The sequence below is a fragment of the Burkholderia sp. AU27893 genome (genome assembly GCF_002223205.1).
Classification (GTDB): Bacteria; Pseudomonadota; Gammaproteobacteria; order Burkholderiales; family Burkholderiaceae; genus Burkholderia.
Genome location: NZ_NKFD01000001.1, coordinates 1,709,470 through 1,728,421, shown reverse-complemented (window position 1 = coordinate 1,728,421; position 18,952 = coordinate 1,709,470). Strand labels below are relative to the sequence as shown.

Sequence of the window (18,952 nt, the reverse complement as noted above, 5' to 3'; positions counted from 1 at the left end):
CGCCCTGTGTCATGGCGCACACGCACCCACGCGAACGTCAACAGGTGCGCGCCGCATCACGCGCCGTGCGTCAGCCCGGCGGTGTCGAGTGCGATGGCCAGGATCATCGCGCGCGCATTCGGCGGCGTCGGGCGCCCACTCGGGCGAAACACGTCGTCCCCGCACGCGATCCGCGCGCCCGACAGCACGCAGACACCGGCCTGCCGTGCGCGCCCCGGTTTCCAGTGCTGCTCGCCGAAATGCGCACGCCCCGGCTCGACCCAGCGCACGACCAGCAGTTGCGCCGAGCGCTCGAGCACCTGCACGTGCGGGCGCACCGTCGACACGCGCGGACGGTCGAGCGCGGCCGCGAGGATCATCGTTTTCGATTCGAATGGCGCCCGCCCGCGCGGGCTGAACACGGCGTCGCCGCAGACGATCTTCTCGCCGGACAGCGCGCAGCGGCCCGAGCGAAGCGCACGCGCCGGCGCCCAGCGCTGTTCCGCGCTGCCCGGCGCAAGCGGGCGCACGATCAGCATCTCGTCCGAATACGCGAGCACCTGCACACGCGCACTCATCCGGCACCACGCATCGGGCAACGCTTCGCCGGCGGACGCGCGGCGGCTCGCGCGCTACCACCCATACTTCAGCTCGACGCCGACATAGTCGGCGTTGTGCCCGCCCGCCTGGCGGATCGCATCGCCGACCTGGAAATGCACGGCCTCGATCGCACCGATCAGGTTCGCGGCGATCGTCCAGTCCGCGCGCAGCTGCACGTACATCCCGGTCCACAACCCGCCCTTGCCCGCCGTGCCCGGCACCGGGATGTTCGGCTGCTGATAGACGGCGTCGCCGGTCGTCTCGCGCCACTGGAAGCCGAGCGCACCGAGCAGCGACAGGTTCGCCGACGGCTTCAGCGTCACGGACGGCTTCACGTGGATCAGGTTCGCGTAACTCGTATAGCCGGCGAGCGTGAAGTAATAGCCGTTCGGAAACAGCGGATTGAAGGTTTCGACACGGCCGTCGTGCGGATGCCGGTCGCCTGATGCCGCGTCGACCTGCAGCGCGATGCGCGGCGACCACGGCGCATCGAGCTTGTAGCCGGCGATCGAACCGACGGCCCACGCCCCGATCGTCGCGTTGCCGACCGTGCCGGTCTGCAGCATCGTTTCGAGATCCCAGTCGAAGCGCCCCAGCGTGCCCGTGTAGCGTACGTCCCACACGTCGCGATGCTCGGGACCGCTCGCGTCGAGGAACCGCGCGTTGTTGCGGTTGTAGCGCGACCAGTAGCCGGACAGGTCGCCCGGCCCGACCGACTGCCGCTCGACGCGCACGCCGCTGAACGTGAGATCGCGATTCGACACGTCGTCGAAATCGGACGCGTTGCGGTTCTGCACCGGCTGCGTCGCGTAGCCGATGAAGCGCCACTTCTGGTACTCGTAGACGGCCCAGACCGCATCGAACGCCTGCCGTACGTTCGGGCCGTCGCGCGTGGCGATGAAACGCTGCAAGTCGAACGCCATCTCCTGCCGGCCCACACGGAACTTGAACGTGCCGCCGCCGAGCGCGCCCGTGTAGGTCGCGAACGCCTGCTCGAGATCGAGCGGGTTCTTGTCGACCGGCGACACCGTGTTCTTGCCGAACGCGCGGGCGTCCTGCAACTGCACGAAGAACTGCCAGTGCTGGCCGAGATGCGCGTCGGCATGCACTTCGATGCGCTGGATCAGGTACGTATCCGATTGCGCGGAACCGATGCCGAACAGCGGCGCGTCATTGGTCTCGAGACGCTCGCGCAGGTTCACGCCGAGCGACAGATAGGAGGCCGGGTCGTTGCCGAGCGGAAGGTATTTCAGGCCGTCGAGCGGTGCGCGCGGCACGCACGGATTCGCGAGCACCGACCAGTCTTCCTGCCAGCGGTTGAACAGCACCACGGGGCGCTTGGCCGTGCAGGTCGATGCGGCAGCAGCGGTTGTCGTTGCCGATGTCGTTGGCGTTGCCGATGGCGCGGCCGGCGCCGGTTCCTGCACCGGCGTGGCAGCCGGCGTCGATGCCGCCGCCGTTTGCGCGCATGCCGCGTCGGCGCTCGCGAGCAGCACCCCCGCGACGATCGACACGCGCGCGGCCCGCACGGCGTGCCGACCGTGATGCCTCCTCGCTCCCCGCTCGATCATGCGCGCCCCTGTGTGGTGGTACCCGCCGTTTGTGCCGCGCACAGGGCCAGCGCCGCGAGCGCGCCGACCGGCGCGAGCAGCGCGAGGAATCCGACGAAGCGGAACCCGAGCGCACCGCATGCGGCGCCGAGCGCGAACGCGACGATCGCCGGCAGCATCTTGCCGAAGCGCGCCCGCGCCGCCGCGCGCGCGGCATCGGCGGTGCCGGCCGACCGCAGGTCGACCGCGTCGAGGATCGCCTGCGTCACGTTGCCGGTCATCACCGTGTTCGGCACGCCGCCGGCACGCGCAATCACGCGCGGATGCGCGTTCTGCACGCCCATCGCGAACGTGCCGACGATGCCGGCCACGAGCGCCGGCAGGCTGTCGGGCTGCGTGACCGGCGTCGCCCATACGCCGGCCGCGCAGAAGCCGAGCAGCAGCACGGCCTGCACCGCATGCAGCGTGCGCGCGCCCTGCCACGCGGGCCGCCCGGACATCGCCCGCGCGATCAGGCTGCTCGCGATCACGCCGCACACGAACGCGGGAAACACGCTGAGCTTCAGCACGATGCCCTGGCCAAAGCCCGCGATGCCCGCGCCGATCAGCACGAAGTTGCCGGTCACGTGCGCGGTGAACAGCCCGAACAGCGCGACGAAGCTCAGCGTGTCGACGAAGCCGGCCACCGCGGCAAGGATCGTATCCTCGTGCTTCATCGCGCCGCGCTCGCGTGGATCTCGGCGACGTAGCCGCCCGGGAACTGCACGAGCGCCGCGTCACGGCCGTCCGACGTGAACGGCGGCACGAGCACGGTCACGCCGGCTGCCTTGGCCTTTTCCAGCGTCGCGGCGAGATCATGCACTTCGTAGCCGGTCATCTCGCGCCCGAACGGGTATGGCAGGTGGCCGTCGGTCACGAGCACGGTCATCTTGCCGAAGCCCGATTCGATGCGGATGCGGCGATACGTGTCGGTCGGCCGGCCGATCTCGATGCCCGGCGCCTTGAGGGTGTCGGACACCACCTTGCCGTTCGAGAACTTCACGAAATCGTGCACCAGCTTGCGCACGCTTTCCGGCGACACGTACACGCGATTCTCGGGCACCGTCTCCAGCGCGTCGTAGCGCGGCGCTTCGGTATGCCAATAAAGCTGCATGTTCAGCCCGCCGGTCCAGCGGATGATCGCGTCGCGGCCGATCGGATCGGGAAACGTGTCGACGATCACGTCCGCGCCGTGTGCGCGCGCCGTCTTCATCGCGACGTCCATGTCGGTGACGAGATAACCGGTGCGCTCCGAGCAGAACGGATACGGGATCGGGGTCTTGAAGCCGAACACCGAGATCGTGCCGGCCGGCGTGAGCACGAGCTGCGACATCGTCTGGCTCGGCGTCGGCGTCACCTGGAACACGCCCTGCTTCGACTTCTTGCCGCCGAACGTCGCGACGAAGCTGTCGGTGAAACGGTCGAAGTCTTCCGGTGCCACGCACACGTGCGTCGTGTCGTATTGCGGACCGACGGCCAGCACCGGCACCGGCGCGGGCGGCACCGGCGGTTTCGCGAACGTCGCCGGCGCCGCGACGCAGCCGGCCGCGATCGTCAGTGCGCACAGCGCGGATCGAATGGTCATCATGATCAGGTTTCCTTGTTGTGTCATCGAATGGTGCAACCGGTCACGCGCGGCCGTCGCCGTCCACGCACTTCGCATCGGCGAGCAGCGTCGCGAGCACGAGTGCGGCGATCAGCCCGAGATGCTCGAAAAAGCTGTTGAGCGCCATGAAATGCTCGGCGCCCGTACGATTCCAGAAATCGTTGGCCACCACCATCGCGACCAGCGTCAGCATACCGAGGCTGCCCGCGCCGAGCCACGTGAAGCGGCCCAGCACGATGCACAGCGAGCCGGCGATCTCGACTGCGATCGCGAGCGCCGCCCACAGCGCGGCCGGCTGCAGCCCGAAATGCGCCTGCTCGGCGACCGCGCCATGGAAGTCCAGCGCCTTCGCGACACCGCCGATCAGGTACGCGGACACCAGCGCGAGCCGCGCGAGCGGCAGGATCCACGGCTGCGCGAGCAGCGCGCGGACCCACGCCGGGTTGCCGGCGCCGACGTGAGGGGTCGGGGTCGCCATGTCAGACCGCCCAGCACGAACAGCCGAACGCGCCCCAGAAGCCCTTTGCGTCCGACGTCGGCAGCGCACGGCTCCACGCGTTCGCGTGTGCATGGCCGTGCAGGCCGCACGCGCTCGCGCAACCGCACTGCGCGGCGGCCGCCGCGGCGCGCTGCAGCGGCGCCCCGTTGCGCTGCGTCGCGCCCCAGCCGCCGTAGCCGCCGTACTCGCGCACCGGCGACCAGTCGGGCATCGCGGGCGGAATCGGCGCATCGTGCGACGCGAACGGCCCCGCCCCCCACACGATCCGGCCACCGACTACCGTCAGCAATGCAGTCGTATCGACGATATCGTCCTCCGCGCACGTGAAGAAATCGCGATCCGGGACCATCAGGTCGGCGAGCTGGCCCACCGCGATGCGCCCTTTCTTGCCTTCCTCGTTCGAGAACCACGTCACATACTCGGTCCACATGCGCAGCGCGGTCTCGCGATCGAGCAGGTTGCGCTGCGGATACATCCGCATCCCGCCGACCGTCTTGCCCGTCACCAGCCACGCGAGCGACACCCACGGGTTGTACGACGCCACCCGCGTCGCGTCGGTGCCGGCCGACACCTTGAGCCCCTTCTCGAGCATCTTCGCGACCGGCGGCGTCGCCTCGGCCGCCTGCGCACCGTAACGCTCGACGAAGTATTCGCCCTGGTACGCCATCCGGTGCTGCACCGCGATGCCGCCGCCGAGCGCGGCAATGCGGTCCATCGAACGTTCCGAGATCGTTTCCGCGTGATCGAAGAACCAGTTCAGCCCGTCGAGCGGAATGTCCTCGTTGACCTTCTCGAACACGTCGAGCGCACGGCTGATCGTTTCGTCGTAGGTCGCATGCATGCGCCACGGCCAACGGTTCTGCGCGAGCACGCGCACGACGCCTTCGAGATCGTCCTCCATCTGCGCCGGCAAGTCGGGGCGCGCGACGCGGAAATCCTCGAAATCGGCGGCCGAAAACACCAGCATCTCGCCCGCGCCGTTGTGGCGGAAGTAGTCGGTGCCGTCGTGGTACTTGACGCTCTTCGTCCAGTTCACGAAGTCCTCCTTCTCCGCATTCGGCTTCTGCGTGAACAGGTTGTACGCGATGCGCACCGTCATCTCGCCCGCGTCGTGCAGCTTGCGGATCACCTCGTAGTCGTCGGGATAATTCTGCGATCCGCCGCCTGCGTCGATCACGCCCGTCACGCCCAGGCGATTGAGTTCGCGCATGAAGTGGCGCGTCGAGTTGTACTGATACTCGAACGGCAGCTTCGGGCCTTTCGCGAGCGTCGCGTAGAGGATCGTCGCGTTCGGGTTCGCGAGCAGCAGGCCGGTCGGGTTGCCCGCGGCGTCGCGCAGGATCGTGCCGCCCGGCGGCTCCGGCGTGTCCTTCGTGTAGCCCACCACGCGCAGCGCGGCCGCGTTCAGCAGTGCGCGGTCGTACAGGTGCAGGATGAACACCGGCGTATCGGGTGCGACCGCATTGAGTTCGTCGATCGTCGGCAGGCGCTTCTCGACGAACTGGTGTTCGGTGAAGCCGCCGACCACGCGCACCCATTGCGGCGCCGGCGTGATCGCGACCTGGTGCTTCAGCATCTCCATCGCGACCGCGAGCGAGCGCACGCCATCCCAGCGCAGCTCGAGGTTGTAGTTCAGGCCGCCGCGAATCACGTGCGTGTGGTTGTCGATCAGGCCGGGCAGCACACTGCGGCACTCGAGATCGACGACCTTCGTCGCGCGGCCCGCGAGCGGCATCACGTCCGCGTCGGCGCCGACCGCGACGAAGCGGCCATCCTTGATCGCCACGGCGGTGGCGACGGGGTTCGCACGATCGAGCGTCGTGATGCGCCCGTTGTGCAGGATCAGATCCGGTTGATTATCAGTTAAGCTCATTAATATGTCCTCGATGCGGTCAGAAGCCGAGCCAGTGACGGATGGAGCCGATGGCCTGCGAGCCGATCAGCATGCCGGCCAGACCGATCAGCGCAATGAGTGGCGGCGCTGGCGAACGCACCTTGATCACGCTGTATACGACGCCGACCAGCACGCCGGCCGACAACGACCATAGATAAGATTCCATAACGTTTTTTCTCCGTGACCGGATTAGAATGAGTCGCTTCGCGCCGGCCGCATGCTGCGCGCCGTATCCACTTCGCTTCCCTGCCACTCTTTCCGACCATGCAACACCTTCCTGATCTCGAAGCCTGGGCCATCTTTGCGCGCGTCGCGGAGACGGGCTCGTTCGCGAAAGCCGCCGACCTGCTCGGCGTCACGCAGCCGACGGTGTCGAAAGCCATCGCGCGCCTCGAAAAGCGCCTTGGCGCGATGCTGCTGTACCGCACGTCGCGCAAGCTGTCGCTCACGCCGACCGGCGAACTGCTGCGCGACCGTGCGATCCGGCTGCTCGCCGATGCGGAACTGATCGAGAGCGAAGCGTCCGCGCAGGCGCTCGAACCGCATGGCCTCGTGCGCGTGAATGCGCCGATGTCGTTCGGGGTGCGCCACCTGTCGCCGGTGCTGCCCGCGTTTCTCGAACGCTATCCGCGCGTCGACATCGACCTCGTGCTCTCCGATCACATCGTCGACATCGTGTCCGGCGGCTTCGACGTCGCGATCCGCATCGCCGAGCTGAGTGATTCGTCGCTGCGCTCGCGCCGCCTGTGCGCGGTGCGCCGCCCGCTCGTCGCGTCGCCGGCGTATCTGGACCGTCATGGCCGGCCCACGCATCCGCTCGACATCGAGAAGCACGTGTGCCTCACCTACACCAACCTGCCGACACCCGAGCACTGGCGCTTTCGCCATCCGGCCTCGGGCGACGACTTCGGCGTGAACGTGCACGGACGCATCCGCACCAACAACGCCGACGTGATCGTCCCCTCGCTCATCGCCGGTCATGGCCTTGCCCTTCAGCCGGAGTTCCTGGTGTGGGAAGCCATGCAGAGCGGCGAGCTCGAGGAAGTGATGGCGGACTGGAAGATCGCCGACATCAACGTCAACCTCGTCACGCCGCCCGGCATGCTGCGCGCCGCGCGCGTGACGGTGCTGCTCGACTTCCTCGCGGAACACTTCGCGCACGCGCCGTGGGCGCTGCCGGCAGCCTGAGCGGGCGGCGGCCGGCGACAGCGGATCGCCGCGGCCGGCCGTTGCCACGATCGCGGCCGGTCGCCCGTTACTTCGCCGGTACGGCCGGGATCGACTCGTGCGGCGTCGCGGTACGCTGCGCGGCCTTGTGAACCATCGTGTATGCGTAGTCGACGCCCATTCCGTACGCACCCGAGTGCTCCTTCGCGATCGCCATCACCGCGTCGTAGCTGTCGCGGCGCGCCCAGTCGCGCTGCCATTCGAGCAAAACCTGCTGCCACGTGACGGGCACGACACCGGCCTGCACCATGCGCTGCATCGCGAAGTCGTGCGCGGCCTGCGACGTGCCGCCCGATGCGTCGGCCACCATGTAGATCTCGTAGTCGCCTTCGAGCATCGCGCACAGGGCGAACGTGGTATTGCAGACTTCCGTCCAGAGGCCCGACACGACCACCTTCTTGCGGCCATTCGCGGCGAGCGCGTCGCGCACCTTCTGGTCGTCCCACGAGTTCATCGACGTGCGTTCGAGCGTCTTCTGGTTCGGGAACACGTCGAGCAGCTCCGGGAAGGTATGGCCGGAGAAGGCCTCGGTCTCGACCGTCGTGATGGTGGTCGGCACGTTGAACGCCTTGGCGGCCTTCGCGAGCCCGACGACGTTGTTCTTCAGCGTCTGGCGATCGATCGACTGCACGCCGAACGCCATTTGCGGCTGCTGGTCGATGAAGATCAGCTGGCTGTTCTGCGGCGTCAGTACTTCAAGTTTCGGATTGCTCATGGCGCAAGGTGTCCTGTGAACGAAAAAAGGGGGGCCTGCCTCGACCGTCAGAACGGGAGGAGCCGGAGGTACGTCAGCGCCGGATCGTCATCCGGGCCGAAATATTTAAGCCGCAAACGCGCGGCGCGAACACCCGAGAAACGGAATCGATCCGATTCCCGGATCGATGCCTGTTCGGGGCTGCCCGCCCTTTTATTCTTCGCGCAAACCCGATACGCTTTCGAAATCTTGACGGCGCGCCCCGCGCCGCTCGTCTGCCATCACCGGACGCCCGCCATGAAACCGTATTTCCTGTCGCTGCTCGCCGGCGTCCTCGCCGGCGCCATCTACGGCACGATCGGCGTGAATTCGCCGGCGCCGCCGATCATCGCGCTCACCGGCCTGCTCGGCATGCTCGCCGGCGAACAGATCCTGCCGGTCGCGCGGCGCATGCTCGCGGGCCACCGGCTGAACACCGCATGGCGCGACGCGAAGTGCAGCCAGCACATGTTCGGCGCGCTGCCCGGCGGCACCACGAACGACCGCAAGCCGTCGTGATGCAATCGCTCATCACCTATCACGCATGACCAACGTCGAGCTGTTTCATTACCTGCTGCTGTTGATCTGCGGTGCCGGCGCGCTCACGTGGCTCGCCGAACGGATTTCGATTCCCCCGGCCGTCGTGCTGCTGCTCGGCGGCTGTGTCGTCGCGGTCTTCGGCAAGCGCGTGCCCGACATGGACCCGGCGCTGCTGCTCGCGGCCGTGCTGCCGCCGCTGCTGATGTCGAGCGGGTTCTACACCGCGTGGAAGGAATTCCGGCAGGAGCTTGCGTCGATCGCGTCGCTCGCGCTCGGCGCGGTGGTGTTCACGACCGTCGCGGTCGCGTTCGCCGTGCATGCGGTGAACCCCGCGCTGCCATGGGCCGCGTGCTTCACGCTCGGCGCGATCGTGTCGCCGCCCGATGCGGTCGCCGCGAAGGCGATCCTGCAGCGCCACCCGCTGCCCGCGCGGCTCGTTGCGGTGCTCGAAGGCGAAAGTCTCGTCAACGATGCGTCGGGCCTGCTGCTGTACCAGATGGCCGTGTCGGCCGCGCTCGCCGTGTCGATCACGGCCGCGAGCGCCACCGGCCTGTTCTTCTCGCTCACGCTGATCGGCATCGCGGTCGGCCTCGCGTGCGGCCATGCGATGAGCTGGGTGCTGCCGCGCCTGCGCGATCCGATGCTCGGCATCGTCGTGACCTTCGCGATGGCATGGGGCAGCTACGGTGTCGCCGAAGCCGTCGACGGCTCGGGCGTGCTGTCGGTCGTCACCTGCGGCCTCGTGCTCGGCGTGCGCCAGCATCGCGTGTTCGACGCCGACATGCGGATCAAGGCGAAGGCGACCTGGGAGGCGATCGTGTTCGTGCTCGACGCGCTCGTGTTCATCCTGATCGGCCTCGCGCTGCATGCGATCCTCGCGCGCGTGAACCACGAAGGCGCGGTGCTGCTGGCCGGCCTGCGCGTCGCACTACCTGCCACCGCCGCCGCGATCGCCGCGCGCATCGTGTGGGTGTTCGTCGCGATGTGGCTGCCGGGCCGCCTGCGCGCGCCGCGCGCCGGCCACGCACCGTGGTCGTGGCGTGAGGCCGTCGTGCTCGGCTGGTCGGGCATGCGCGGCGTCGTGAGCCTCGCGGCCGCGATCGCGCTGCCCGCCAATTTCCCCGGCCGCGACCTGATCCTGTTCAGCACGTTCCTGCTGATCATCGCCACGCTCGTCGTGCAGGGCGGCACGCTCGCGCCACTGATCCGCGTGCTGAAGCTGCGCCCGGCCGCGCGCCACACGATGTCCGAGCATGCGGTGCGCGCGCATACGTTCGGCGCGGCGCTCGCCGAACTCGACGCGCTCGAACAGCGCGGCTCGACTCTCGAGCGGCCGTCGCTCGACCGCCTGCTCGCCGAATACCGGAACCGCGTCACCTTCAACGAACGCGCGCATCGCCAGGGCGCCGAGCCGGCCAACGTGCGCTCGCGCATGCTGCGCGTCGAACTCGACCTCGTCGGCGTGTCGCGCCGCGCGCTGCTCGACCTGCATCGCGACGGCCGGGTCGACGACACCGTGCTGCACCGGATCGAATCGGAACTCGACTTCGAGGAACTACGGCTGCAGCGACTGCTCGAACCGTAACGCCCGGCCCGGCCGCCGGCCTCCCTTTTTTTCACATGGAACTGCAATGAGCGAACTGTCCGTCGAAGCGAGCATCGGCTCGGTCGATTACCTGGTCCACTTCAGCGACGGCGTCCACCAGTGGCGCGCCGACGAACCCGCTTCGCTCGGCGGCGGCGATGCGGCGCCGACGCCCGTCGCGCTGCTGCTGTCGAGCCTCGGCGCATGCACGGCGATCACGCTGAAGATGTATGCGCAGCGCAAGGGCTGGCCGCTCACCGAAGTGCACGTGAAGCTCGCGCACGAATCGGGCAGCGCGGGCAGCACGATCGTGCGCCGCATCACGCTCGAAGGCGACCTGTCCGGCGAACAGCGCGAACGCCTGCTGCAGATCGCGAACGCGTGCCCGGTTCACAAGATCCTCACGCATCCGATCACCATCGACACGGCGATCGCCTGACGCGCTCCGCCTCGACTACCAGATCCCCACCATGTCCGCCTCGATCAAGACCCTGCTCACGCCGCGCGAAAGCGACATCGGCAACCTCGTCGTGCGTCGCGTGCTGCCCGCGCGCGCCGCCCGCCTCGTCGGCCCGTTCATCTTCTTCGACGAGATGGGGCCGGCCGTGCTGCCGGCCGGCCGCGGCATCGACGTGCTGCCGCATCCGCACATCGGCCTCGCGACCGTCACCTACCTGTTCGACGGTTCGCTGATGCATCACGACAGCCTCGGCTTCCGGCAGAAGATCGTGCCGGGCGACGTGAACTGGATGACCGCCGGCCGCGGCATCGTGCATTCGGAGCGCTCGCCCGACGAAGACCGGCCGCGCGATCAGCCGGTCCACGGCATCCAGACCTGGGTCGCGCTGCCGGTCGAGCATGAAGACACCGCGCCCGCGTTCGTCCATCATGCGGCCGACACGCTGCCGTCGTTCTCGCGCGACGGCGCGAGCGTGCGCGTGATCGCGGGTACCGCGTTCGGGCTCACGTCGCCGGTCGCCGTGTTCTCGCCCACGCTCTATGCGTACGCGCAATTCACGGCAAACGGCACGCTGGCGCTCGATGCCGAACATGAGGAACGCGGCGTGTACCTGGTCGACGGCGACCTCTCGATCGACGGCACGCCGCTCACCGCCGCGACGATGGCCGTGCTCGAACCGGGTGCGACCGTGACGCTCGCGAGCACGAACGGCGCCCGCGTGATGCTGCTCGGCGGTGCGCATCTGCCGGGCGAGCGGTTCATCGAATGGAATTTCGTGTCGAGCTCGCGTGCGAAGATCGATGCGGCCCGCGCGGCGTGGGCCGACCAGACCTTCGGCAAGGTGCCGGGCGAAGAAAACGAGTGGACGCGCCAGCCGGAACGCAAGGCGTAACAAGGTAACAACGCGCAGTAAGCAGGTTCGCCCGCAGGCAAGCAACGCAACGGCCGGCACACACGCCGGCCGTCGTGCGTTTACCGCTTCAATCCCATCAGCTTCGCGAGCGTCGGCCAGCGGTCGAGCGACTCGATGAACGCGCGGCGCGCCTGCTCGTCGACGTAACGCTCGGGATCGAGCGCGGGCAGATGCCGCGCGAGGCCGAGTACGTCGTTCGGTTGCGACAGGCGCGCATCGTCGCTGTCGGCGGGGAGCATTACTGTTCGTCGATCCATACGCCATCCGGAGTTTTCACCGAGTAGCCCGCGGCCGTCTGCATCGTCACCGTGCCCTCGTTCTCGCCCACCATCCGCGTGCGCGGCAGGTCGGCCGCGTACTGCGCGAGCGTCGTGCCCGGCTTGAACGGGCTGTTCGACACGAGGTTCGACAGCAGTTGCGCGAGCGCGAGGAAGCTGGTCGGCTGGTCGATCACGGTCGTCGCGCCGTGGTTGCCGGTAAAGCCGACGAGCCGCACGCCGACCGGCCCGTGCACGATGCGCGGCGTCGGAATCTCGCGCAGCCCCGCGACCTGGTTCTTGTCGCCGCGCAACGCGGCGCCGTGCTCGGGCACGAACACGATCACCGCGCGGCGGCCCGATTGCGCGATCAGGTCGGCCAGGTGATCGAAGTCGTCCATCAGCTTCGTCACGCGCTGCGGATACGAGTCGATGCTCGTGAGCGCGCTGCCGACGACGCGGTTGCCGTCGTGCAGGCTGATCGTGTTGTAGTACAGCGCGACCGGGCCCGGCACCGACGCGCGCTGCCCGTACCAGTTCGCGAGTGTCGCGTAGTCGCTCTTGATTTCCGAGCCGTCGAACGCGTGCATCGCGACGGGCGCGGCCGCGTTCGACACCGGCGGCGCGTCGGGCACGCCGATGTTGTCGTGGATCACCTGCAGGAAGTTGTCGAAGTGGCCGTCGTGGTTCAGCAGCGACTGCACCTTGTAGCCCGCGCTCGCCAGTTGCGAGAACAGGTAGCACTGCTGCGGCGCCGGCTTGTACAGGTCGGCGTGCGCTTCCTGCCCGCAGCTCGCGCGCAGCACGCGGATCGCCGCCGGCCCGCTGTAGCTCGCGGCCGTGCTGAAGTTGGTGAACAGGTAGTCGAAGTGACTCAGCATCGGATGGTTGCGCGCCTTCGCGGCGTCGAGGTCGTCCCACGACAGCGAGCAGATGTGCAGCACGATCACGTCGAACTGCGCGGCCGGATCGTTGCCGAGATGGCCGAACGCGACCTGCCGCTGCGATTCCTGCGTGCGGAATGTCGCGAGCGCGGCGTTGTGATCCTCCGGCTGGCCGGCGAGCGTCGCGCCCGTCGCGGCCGCCTGCTGCGGAAGCGGTGCGACGACGCGCGCCATCAGCCCGCTGCCGGCCTGCCACAACGGCATCACGATCAGCACGGCCAGCACGAACGTCGCGACGCGCAGCCAGCGGTTGACGATGAAGTAGACGATCAGCGCGCCGGCCACCGTCAGCAGCAGCACCGGCGGCAGCAGGCGCGGCAGCAGCTCCATCCAGTAGTCGAGGTTGAACGTGCTCACTTCACGCGCGGCCTCGACGAGCCGGGCGAGCGGCGGCGCATGCATCTCGCGCGCGAGCAGCGGCACCGCGATCGCGATCGCGACGACCTGCCGCACGATGCGCCACGCGCGCCGCCGGATCGGTGCGCTCGCCGCGAGCGCCACCGCGAACGCGAGGTTCGCGAGCCAGAACGGCTGCAGGTGCCCGGTCGCGAACAGCGCGAACTTCAGGATGAAATACAGATTCCAGAACGTCATCTAACCCACTCCATGATGAGCGCCGCGTCAGTCGCGCGCCCGATCGAGTTTCGGCGCCAGCATGGCCAGCAGGCCGCGCGCCGCACCCTTCCACATCCGTACGTTGCCGTCCAGGCCGATCCGCAACACTTCCTTCAGCCCGCCCAGCGGCGTGTCGATCCGCTGGCCTTCGTGCCAGTCGAGCCACGCGTCCGCGCGGCCGAACGTGCATTGCACGAGCTGGCGCTCCTGTTCGAGCGTGAGTTCGTCGAAGCTCACGCCGACGTGGGTCGGCGTCACGCGGCTCACGCGCACCGGGAACGGGAACGGCCGGTCGCCGCGCGTCACGCACACCGTCAGCGTGTCGCCGACGGCAAGCGGGAGCCCCGGCACCGCTTCGAGGCCGAGGCCGCCGGTCGAGTAGTCGCTCGTGAAGCACGCGGCCGTCGAGCCGTCGGCAAGCAGCAACATGGCCGGCACGCGCATCGCGATCCGGTGCGTGACGCGCACCTGCTTGGTCTCGCGCGCCACGGCCAGCGCCGCGCCGAGCATCGCGAGGTTGTACACGGTCCAGCCGAGCGTGATCAGGATCGTCGACGCCTCGTCGCCCTGGTCGGCCACGAGCCGCCACAGGCCGGCGAGGATCGCGAGCACGTTCATCCCGAACAGCACCAGATACGGCTTCGACGTCGACCAGTCGACGTAGCCTTCGTCGATCTTGCCGCCCTTGTCGGTCACGTTGAACTTGCCGTGCTTCGGGCTGAAGAACGCGACGGTGGTCGGCAGCGCGATGTACCACGCGAGCACCGATTCGTAGACCTCGGCCCAGAACGAATGGCGGTAGCGCCCCTGCATCCGCGAGTTCGCGACGTTCGCGAGCACCAGATACGGGATCACGTAGCTCGCGAGCGCGAGCGCCGACGCGTTGATGAAGTACAGGTGGAAGAACAGGTACGCGAGCGGGATCGTCAGGAACACCAGCCGCGGAATCCCGTAGAAGAAGTGCAGCATCGCGTTGCCGTAGCAGATCCGCTGGATGAGGCCGAGCCCGCGCCCGAGGAACGGGTTGTCGATGCGGAAGATCTGCGCCATCCCGCGCGCCCAGCGCGTGCGCTGCTTCACGTGGCCCGCGAGGCTTTCGGTCGCGAGGCCGGCCGCCTGCACGGTCGGCAGGTATGCCGACGTATAGCCGCGCCGGTGCAGCTTGAGCGCCGTGTGCGCATCCTCGGTCACGGTCTCGACCGCGACGCCGCCCACCTCTTCCAGCGCGCTGCGCTTGAGCACCGCGCACGAGCCGCAGAAGAACGTCGCGTTCCACAGGTCGTTGCCCGACTGCACGAGGCCGTAGAACAGGTTGCCCTCGTTCGGGATCTCGCGGAACGTGCCGAGGTTGCGCTCGAACGGATCGGGCGAGAAGAAATGGTGCGGCGTCTGCACGAGCGCGCATTTCGGGTCGCGCAGGAACACGCCCATCGTCGTCTGCAGGAACGAGCGCGTCGGCACGTGATCGCAGTCGAAGATCGCGATGTATTCGCCGTGCGTCTTCGGCAGCGCGCGGTTGATGTTGCCGGCCTTCGCGTGGCGGTTGTCGTCGCGCGTCACGTAGTCGATGCCGGCCTCGCGCGCGAACGCCTCGAATTCGGGGCGCTTGCCGTCGTCGAGCAGATACACGCGCAGCTTGGCCGTCGGCCAGTCGATGCTCTGCGCGGCAAACACGGTCGGCTTCACGACCGACAGCGGCTCGTTGTAGGTCGGGATGTAGATGTCGACGGTCGGCCAGGTGTCGGGATCGTCGGGCAGCGGCACGATCGGCCGGTCGAGCGGCCACGCGGTCTGCACGAAGCCGAGCAGCAGGATCATCCACGTATAGGCTTCCGCGCCGTACAGCAGATAGCCGGCGACGGCCTCGACCGGGCTGCGGAAATCGAGCGTCTGCGTGGTGCGCCACCACATGTAGCGCACCGTCGCGAGCAGGGCGAGCGACGCGAGCGCGAGCGTCGGCAGATGGCCCGGCAGGCGGCGCAGCGCGAGCGCCAGCACCGCGACGATCGCGAAGAACGCGAACTGTGCGCCCGGCATCAGCGGCGACATCCCGGCCGCGGCCCACAGCAGCGCGCCGGCGACCAGCAGCAGCGGCGCGAGCCAGCGGTGCCGGCCGACGCCGTTCGCACGCGCATCGAGCCAGCCGCCCCAGCGCACCCACGGCAGGCGAGCGAGCAGCGCGTCGATGCGCCGGCCGACCGCGCGCCCGGCCAGATAGACGGGCACGACATACTTGTCGAACCACGCGAGCGGATCGCGCGCGGGCCGCCCGTCCGCCGCACGCGGCGCCCGCACGATCGCGCGCCACAGCCATTCGCGCGGGCTGAGCGGCTGCAGCACGCCCCACTCCTGCGCCAGCCGCAGCGACGCGACGCGCACCCAGCGGCGCACGTGATCGGGCCGGCCCGGCGGCGGCGCGTGGAAGAACAGCCGCACGATCCAGTCGACCAGCGTGCGTTGCGCCGGCAACCCGATGCCGCGTGCGAGCCAGTCGGCCGCACGACGGCCGGCCGCACGCAGGCGCAGCGCGAAGCCCGCGTTCATCGCGCCGCTCCGCGGCGACCGGCGGCGCCTGCCGCCAGCCACATATCGATCCAGTTCGCGACGCCGTTCAGGTCGTGCGACGCCTGCGAATACGGCGCGTCGTCGAAGATCCAGCTGCCGCGCGCGAGCGCTTCGGGCACGGCCGCATCGACGTGGATGCGTTGCTCGAGCATCGACGCCGGCCCCGCGACCGCGCGCAGCATGCCGAGCGCGTCGCGCTGCATGTCGCGCGCCGGATTCAGCCGGTTCACGACGATCTGCAGTTCGCCGCCGCCGGCCCGCAGCGCACCGAGCCGCGCGGCCGTCGTCGCGCACGCGGTCGGCTCGGGCGGCACGACGACGAGCGTCAGGTCCGCGCGGCGAATCGCCTGCTCGGCCTGCGTCGACGGATAGCGCGCGGTGTCGATCAGCACGACGCCGTCGGCCGGCAGCGCAATCTCGTCGAGCGCGCGCGCGAGCCACGCGGGATCGGCCGCGAGCCGCGCATCGCATGCGGCGGCGCCGGCCGCGTCGACCTGCCCGTACGGGACGAACAGCACGCCGTCGGCGTTACGCCACGTATGGGCATGCCACGGCTCGCCGCCACCGAGCAGGCTCTGCGCGAGGCCATGCTCGGCCAGCGAGTCGAGGCCGAGCGTCGCGCCCATCAGGTTCTGTGCATCGAATTCGACGGCGACGACCGGCCGGCCGCGACGCGCGAGCAGCACCGCGAGCGCGGCCGTGAGCGTCGTGCGGCCCGCGCCGCCCGTCGTCGACGCAATGGCGATCGTCTTCATCGGGCCGCCTCGCCGCTATGCTCGCCGCGCGCCGCATCGGGCAGCAGCCGTCCGCGCAGCGCGACCGGCACCAGTTCGCACGGCACCGCGTCGCGCCGGTCGATGCCGCGCGGCGCATGAAAACCGCGGCCGATGCCGAGGTGCTGCGCGACGATCCACACCGGCACCGCGATCACGATGCCGACGATGAAACCGATGACGATTTCGGCAATCATGCGACTCCCTCCTTGCGCAGCGGCATCGCGCTGCGGACGGCGCTGCGCTTGCGCGCGGCGGGAATGACGGGCTCCGGCGCCGATGCACCGACAGCCGCGGCCGTCGGTGTCGCACCGATCGCCTCGAGCGCGACGATCGTATCGATCGCGTCGATCGCGCGGCTCACGTCGCTCGCGTCGGGCAACGCCGCGCCGAAGTCGGTGCGAACGGACGGCTTGTGCGTCGCGCGCGCCGGCGGCGTGGCCGCGAACAGATCGCTGTAGTCGGCGATCGGCGCGCGCCGGTTCTCCGTCTTCAGCGCATTGAGCTCGGTGTCGATGCTGCCGTGGCCGAGGCACACGACGCGGTCGGACAGCGTGTCGACCGGCACGTCGAAGATGCGCGCGAGCGCGTCCTCCGCATCGGCCGGTTCGCACGCGAACAGGAACACGTACAGGTGCGCGGCATCGGCCGTCACGACGTCGCCCGCGCGGCGCGGCTTGCAATGGCGCAGCGCGTCGACGTGCGACACGCCCGGCAGCAGCGTGATCTTCGCAAGCGTGTGCGGCAGCGCGAGCACGGCGCCGCGATCGAGCACCGCGCGAATTCGCAGGCAGAACGCGCCGACCGGCAGGTAGCCGAGCACCGAATCGCCGAGCGCGGCCGCGAGCGCCGCGCGATAGTCGGCCGCGACGGGCCGCGCATAGAGCTGGCCGCGCAATGCGTGCACGGCGGCCTGCATCCGCGATACCGGCAAATCGCGCGCGACGACGCGGCTCGCGCCGACGCTCAGCACGAGCATCTCGAACTGCTGGCGCAGCACTTCGCCGCGCTCGACGACCGCGATCTTCAGCGCACCGCCGCACTGCCGGCGCAATGCGTGCACGTCCGCGCAGAGCGCTTCGAGCTGCGCATGCGAGCGGAACACGAGCACCGCGGTGGCGGCCTGCGCATGTGCGCAGGCGGCGACGACGGCCGCGTTGTCCTCGACGATCTCCCAGCCGTCCGGCACGCGGTTCGTGCCTTCGAGCACCGCGCGGCTGACGACGACACGATCCTCGTCGCTCGCGAGCTTCATCCGGCGTGCGGGCTCGGTCGTGCCGCCGTCGATGCTCGCCGACAGCCGGCCGCCCGGCGTAAAGCGCAGCGGCCGCACTTCGCCGGCCGCGAGCGTGTCGCCCGCCCGCCAGAAATCGACGACCCACAGCAGCTCGCCGTGCGTGCGCTGCAACTGCGCGACGCCCGAGCAGATACCGTGGAAACCGCTGCGCGGCGTGCGATCCGCATCGCGCACGAGCGGCGCATCGTCGGTGCGCGCGGCGCCGCCCGCGCGGGTCGCTTCGGGATCGAGCAGCAGCACCAGCGCGATCCGGCGCGTGCGGCACCAGTCGGCGAGTGCATGCGCCTCGTCGGCGAGCGCGATCGGGTCGTCCCAGCTGAACCAGCGCTGCGCGCCTTCGACGAAATACAGCGAGCGCGCGCGAAAGCCGTAGCGCTTCAGCGCGCGCAGGCCGCCGGTCAGCCGTGCGAACGGGCCCGGTGCCGCGCGGCGGGGGGCGTCCGCGGTTGCGCCGGCGCCGGTGCCTGTGTGGTCACCGTTGGCCGGCTCGGCCGCGGGCGGCATCGCCAGCACGTTCAGGTTGCGCGGCCAGCCGACCGGCTGCGCGCCGCCTGCAAAGCCGCGCGCCTGCATCTGTTCGGCGACGTGCGTCGCGTCACGCGCGAGCACGACCGTCACGTCGCGCGTGCGTGCCTGTCGCGCGCTCTCCCACACGAGCGCGTCGCAGGCCGGCGTGCCGCCGGCCGCGTAGATCGCGTACAGGCCGCCGGCTTCCAGTTGCGTCCACGTATCGGGCAAGCCGTCGATCGCGAGCCGGCTCAATGCGCCGGCGCGGCCGCCGGCCGGCCCCACGTGCAGCAGCGCGCGCAGGCGATCGACCAGGCCGGCGGCGCCGAGCGCGGAGCGGGTGGCATCGAGTTCCGTATTCACGGCGCG

19 protein-coding genes are annotated in these 18,952 nt (G+C 69.5%); 5 read left to right on the top strand and 14 right to left on the bottom strand.

Annotated elements, in window-relative coordinates:
* Positions 1 to 56: 56 nt before the first annotated feature.
* The 7 genes from CFB47_RS41695 to CFB47_RS08235 all read right to left on the bottom strand — a co-directional run bounded on the left by CFB47_RS41695 (position 57) and on the right by CFB47_RS08235 (position 6,333).
* Positions 57 to 518 carry a DUF3331 domain-containing protein gene (locus CFB47_RS41695; RefSeq protein ID WP_373453140.1) on the bottom strand — a complete coding sequence of 154 codons (462 nt, stop codon included), beginning with the start codon at positions 516 to 518 and terminating at the stop codon, positions 57 to 59.
* Between the two features lie 93 nt (positions 519 to 611).
* A complete protein-coding gene (locus tag CFB47_RS08260) occupies positions 612 to 2,150 on the bottom strand; it encodes an alginate export family protein (protein WP_089460917.1) in 1,539 nt (512 codons plus the stop codon).
* Complete coding sequence (locus CFB47_RS08255; protein WP_089460916.1) at positions 2,147 to 2,845, bottom strand: YoaK family protein; 699 nt, start codon at positions 2,843 to 2,845, stop codon at positions 2,147 to 2,149. Before CFB47_RS08255 ends, CFB47_RS08260 begins: the two co-directional genes overlap by 4 nt.
* On the bottom strand, positions 2,842 to 3,756 hold the full coding sequence (locus CFB47_RS08250; RefSeq protein WP_089460915.1) for a VOC family protein: 915 nt from the start codon (positions 3,754 to 3,756) through the stop codon (positions 2,842 to 2,844). Before CFB47_RS08250 ends, CFB47_RS08255 begins: the two co-directional genes overlap by 4 nt.
* A gap of 40 nt (positions 3,757 to 3,796) precedes the next feature.
* Positions 3,797 to 4,252, bottom strand: a complete 456-nt coding sequence (locus CFB47_RS08245; RefSeq protein ID WP_089460914.1) for a DoxX family protein — start codon at positions 4,250 to 4,252, stop codon at positions 3,797 to 3,799.
* A 1-nt stretch (position 4,253) separates the two neighbouring features.
* Positions 4,254 to 6,146 carry an amidohydrolase gene (locus CFB47_RS08240; protein ID WP_089460913.1) on the bottom strand — a complete coding sequence of 631 codons (1,893 nt, stop codon included), beginning with the start codon at positions 6,144 to 6,146 and terminating at the stop codon, positions 4,254 to 4,256.
* 19 nt (positions 6,147 to 6,165) lie between these two features.
* Positions 6,166 to 6,333 carry a DUF1427 family protein gene (locus CFB47_RS08235; protein ID WP_089456038.1) on the bottom strand — a complete coding sequence of 56 codons (168 nt, stop codon included), beginning with the start codon at positions 6,331 to 6,333 and terminating at the stop codon, positions 6,166 to 6,168.
* Positions 6,334 to 6,431: 98 nt separating this feature from the next.
* Between CFB47_RS08235 and CFB47_RS08230 the strand changes: the two genes are divergently transcribed.
* Positions 6,432 to 7,355, top strand: a complete 924-nt coding sequence (locus CFB47_RS08230) for a LysR family transcriptional regulator (protein WP_089460912.1) — start codon at positions 6,432 to 6,434, stop codon at positions 7,353 to 7,355.
* Between the two features lie 67 nt (positions 7,356 to 7,422).
* Here the strand turns inward: CFB47_RS08230 and CFB47_RS08225 are convergent, their stop codons facing one another.
* Positions 7,423 to 8,109, bottom strand: a complete 687-nt coding sequence (locus tag CFB47_RS08225) for a hydrolase (RefSeq protein WP_089439814.1) — start codon at positions 8,107 to 8,109, stop codon at positions 7,423 to 7,425.
* Between the two features lie 276 nt (positions 8,110 to 8,385).
* Here CFB47_RS08225 and CFB47_RS08220 point away from each other — a divergent pair, with 276 nt between their 5' ends.
* Genes CFB47_RS08220 through CFB47_RS08205 form a run of 4 tightly spaced genes read left to right on the top strand, consistent with a single transcriptional unit; the run spans position 8,386 to position 11,604 of the window.
* Positions 8,386 to 8,646 carry a XapX domain-containing protein gene (locus CFB47_RS08220; RefSeq protein ID WP_089440387.1) on the top strand — a complete coding sequence of 87 codons (261 nt, stop codon included), beginning with the start codon at positions 8,386 to 8,388 and terminating at the stop codon, positions 8,644 to 8,646.
* 25 nt (positions 8,647 to 8,671) lie between these two features.
* Complete coding sequence (locus CFB47_RS08215) at positions 8,672 to 10,252, top strand: Na+/H+ antiporter (protein ID WP_089460911.1); 1,581 nt, start codon at positions 8,672 to 8,674, stop codon at positions 10,250 to 10,252.
* Between the two features lie 46 nt (positions 10,253 to 10,298).
* Positions 10,299 to 10,691, top strand: coding sequence for an OsmC family protein (locus CFB47_RS08210; RefSeq protein WP_069247730.1), 393 nt, complete (start codon positions 10,299 to 10,301; stop codon positions 10,689 to 10,691).
* 31 nt (positions 10,692 to 10,722) lie between these two features.
* On the top strand, positions 10,723 to 11,604 hold the full coding sequence (locus CFB47_RS08205; protein ID WP_089460910.1) for a pirin family protein: 882 nt from the start codon (positions 10,723 to 10,725) through the stop codon (positions 11,602 to 11,604).
* Between the two features lie 80 nt (positions 11,605 to 11,684).
* Here CFB47_RS08205 and CFB47_RS08200 read toward each other — a convergent pair whose 3' ends face one another.
* From CFB47_RS08200 to bcsE, 6 genes are read right to left on the bottom strand one after another with little or no spacing between them, the layout of a single operon-like run.
* Positions 11,685 to 11,882 (bottom strand): hypothetical protein, encoded by a 198-nt coding sequence (locus CFB47_RS08200; protein ID WP_089456034.1) that lies wholly within the window; start codon positions 11,880 to 11,882, stop codon positions 11,685 to 11,687.
* Positions 11,864 to 13,420, bottom strand: coding sequence for a cellulose biosynthesis protein BcsG (gene bcsG / locus CFB47_RS08195; RefSeq protein WP_089460909.1), 1,557 nt, complete (start codon positions 13,418 to 13,420; stop codon positions 11,864 to 11,866). Before bcsG ends, CFB47_RS08200 begins: the two co-directional genes overlap by 19 nt.
* A gap of 27 nt (positions 13,421 to 13,447) precedes the next feature.
* A complete protein-coding gene (gene bcsA, locus CFB47_RS08190; protein WP_089456582.1) occupies positions 13,448 to 15,985 on the bottom strand; it encodes a UDP-forming cellulose synthase catalytic subunit in 2,538 nt (845 codons plus the stop codon).
* On the bottom strand, positions 15,982 to 16,761 hold the full coding sequence (gene bcsQ, locus CFB47_RS08185; RefSeq protein WP_089460908.1) for a cellulose biosynthesis protein BcsQ: 780 nt from the start codon (positions 16,759 to 16,761) through the stop codon (positions 15,982 to 15,984). Before bcsQ ends, bcsA begins: the two co-directional genes overlap by 4 nt.
* Positions 16,758 to 16,976, bottom strand: a complete 219-nt coding sequence (locus CFB47_RS08180) for a hypothetical protein (protein ID WP_089439809.1) — start codon at positions 16,974 to 16,976, stop codon at positions 16,758 to 16,760. The genes bcsQ and CFB47_RS08180 overlap by 4 nt, the downstream gene beginning before the upstream one ends.
* A complete protein-coding gene (gene bcsE, locus CFB47_RS08175) occupies positions 16,973 to 18,946 on the bottom strand; it encodes a cellulose biosynthesis protein BcsE (protein WP_089460907.1) in 1,974 nt (657 codons plus the stop codon). Before bcsE ends, CFB47_RS08180 begins: the two co-directional genes overlap by 4 nt.
* Between the last annotated feature and the right edge of the window lie 6 nt (positions 18,947 to 18,952).

Coding starts and splice junctions, on each gene's coding strand:
- CFB47_RS41695 (WP_373453140.1), bottom strand. CDS start 518: ATGCTGATCGTGCGCCCGCTTGCGCCGGGCAGCGCGGAACAGCGCTGG.
- CFB47_RS08260 (WP_089460917.1), bottom strand. CDS start 2,150: ATGATCGAGCGGGGAGCGAGGAGGCATCACGGTCGGCACGCCGTGCGG.
- CFB47_RS08255 (WP_089460916.1), bottom strand. CDS start 2,845: ATGAAGCACGAGGATACGATCCTTGCCGCGGTGGCCGGCTTCGTCGAC.
- CFB47_RS08250 (WP_089460915.1), bottom strand. CDS start 3,756: ATGATGACCATTCGATCCGCGCTGTGCGCACTGACGATCGCGGCCGGC.
- CFB47_RS08245 (WP_089460914.1), bottom strand. CDS start 4,252: ATGGCGACCCCGACCCCTCACGTCGGCGCCGGCAACCCGGCGTGGGTC.
- CFB47_RS08240 (WP_089460913.1), bottom strand. CDS start 6,146: ATGAGCTTAACTGATAATCAACCGGATCTGATCCTGCACAACGGGCGC.
- CFB47_RS08235 (WP_089456038.1), bottom strand. CDS start 6,333: ATGGAATCTTATCTATGGTCGTTGTCGGCCGGCGTGCTGGTCGGCGTC.
- CFB47_RS08230 (WP_089460912.1), top strand. CDS start 6,432: ATGCAACACCTTCCTGATCTCGAAGCCTGGGCCATCTTTGCGCGCGTC.
- CFB47_RS08225 (WP_089439814.1), bottom strand. CDS start 8,109: ATGAGCAATCCGAAACTTGAAGTACTGACGCCGCAGAACAGCCAGCTG.
- CFB47_RS08220 (WP_089440387.1), top strand. CDS start 8,386: ATGAAACCGTATTTCCTGTCGCTGCTCGCCGGCGTCCTCGCCGGCGCC.
- CFB47_RS08215 (WP_089460911.1), top strand. CDS start 8,672: ATGACCAACGTCGAGCTGTTTCATTACCTGCTGCTGTTGATCTGCGGT.
- CFB47_RS08210 (WP_069247730.1), top strand. CDS start 10,299: ATGAGCGAACTGTCCGTCGAAGCGAGCATCGGCTCGGTCGATTACCTG.
- CFB47_RS08205 (WP_089460910.1), top strand. CDS start 10,723: ATGTCCGCCTCGATCAAGACCCTGCTCACGCCGCGCGAAAGCGACATC.
- CFB47_RS08200 (WP_089456034.1), bottom strand. CDS start 11,882: ATGGATCGACGAACAGTAATGCTCCCCGCCGACAGCGACGATGCGCGC.
- bcsG (WP_089460909.1), bottom strand. CDS start 13,420: ATGACGTTCTGGAATCTGTATTTCATCCTGAAGTTCGCGCTGTTCGCG.
- bcsA (WP_089456582.1), bottom strand. CDS start 15,985: ATGAACGCGGGCTTCGCGCTGCGCCTGCGTGCGGCCGGCCGTCGTGCG.
- bcsQ (WP_089460908.1), bottom strand. CDS start 16,761: ATGAAGACGATCGCCATTGCGTCGACGACGGGCGGCGCGGGCCGCACG.
- CFB47_RS08180 (WP_089439809.1), bottom strand. CDS start 16,976: ATGATTGCCGAAATCGTCATCGGTTTCATCGTCGGCATCGTGATCGCG.